The organism is Oleiphilus sp. HI0132 (assembly GCF_001635845.1).
The window spans coordinates 1-1,154 of the sequence record NZ_LWGJ01000470.1 but is presented as its reverse complement, the minus strand read 5'-3'; the positions used below and the strand labels follow the sequence as shown (position 1 = coordinate 1,154).

Annotated in this window: 2 protein-coding genes; both read right to left on the bottom strand. The window is 49.0% G+C overall.

Annotated features, from left to right (window positions below; genetic code table 11):
* The coding region (locus A3766_RS05780; RefSeq protein WP_197479355.1) for an anhydro-N-acetylmuramic acid kinase at positions 1-600 on the bottom strand (600 nt) is incomplete at its 3' end.
* A gap of 20 nt (positions 601-620) precedes the next feature.
* Positions 621-1,154 (bottom strand): M23 family metallopeptidase (locus A3766_RS05775; protein WP_156494801.1); only part of this gene is annotated, 534 nt, incomplete at its 5' end.

Genomic DNA, 1,154 nt, shown 5'->3' with positions numbered 1-1,154 from the left:
AATCCATAGGTCCATAAGCATATTTCCGGGGCCTGTGTCGTAGCCGGATAGCTTGTTCTTTGTTTTTGAGAGCACTGAAATGTTCGCGATGCCGCCAATATTGGCAACGATTCTCGTTTCGTTTGAGTCGCCAAATACTGCTTGGTGAAATGCGGGGACTAATGGTGCGCCTTGCCCCTTCGCGGCCATATCTGCCATTCTGAAATCGGTAATCGTCGTGATATTAGTGATGTGGGCGATTGTACTTGGGTCGCCTATCTGGAGTGAAAAGGGTTTGCTTGACTCAGGGCGGTGTCTGATTGTTTGTCCGTGACAACCGATGGCGCAAACATCGCTACTATTCTTGTTGGCTTTCTTGAGTAAATCGTTCACGGTTTCCGCAATAGCTTCACCTAGCTCGACACTGGCTTCGCCAAGGCGGTCTATCTCATTGTCGCCTGGTAGTGACAATGACTGAAGTTTCGACTTAAGCGAGCTTGAAAATGGTGCGCTAAATGATTCAATGCCGGTGGTTTTGTTTTCAGATATTGAGGCAAGGACGGTATCGATTCCGTCCATGCTGGTGCCAGACATGACGCCTATATATAGTTTGTCTGCCATATCAGGGACTCTATCTGTACTTACTGATTAGAGGCGACTTGATAACTTTCTGAAAAGGTCTCGAGCTGTGCCAAGTGTGAGTGTGTTGCTTTCTTAAAGCGAGCAAGCTCCTTTTTAGGGATAGGGCTCGCGTGTGGCAGTTTCACCTTTAGAGAGTTTTTGTGGACACCGTTAACTCTAAATTCATAATGAAGATGGGGCCCTGTTGAACGTCCTGTGCTACCGACATAGCCAATGATTTGGCCTTGCTTAACGCGCTTGCCCGAGCGGATGCCGCGTGCGTAGCCATTCATGTGAGCATAAAGAGTGGTGATGCTTTGTCCGTGTTGGATGATGACAGTTTTACCGTAACCACCTTTTCTGGCTGCATGAATAACCTTGCCGTCACCAGTAGCTTTGATTGGCGTGCCGGTCGCCGCGGCGTAGTCAGTGCCTTTGTGCGCTCTGATTTTATGTAGAATAGGGTGCTTGCGACGCAGGTTGAAGCGTGAGGAGATGCGAGCGAAGTCGACAGGCGTTCTGATAAAGGCCTTCCGCATGCTTTTTCCGTCAGG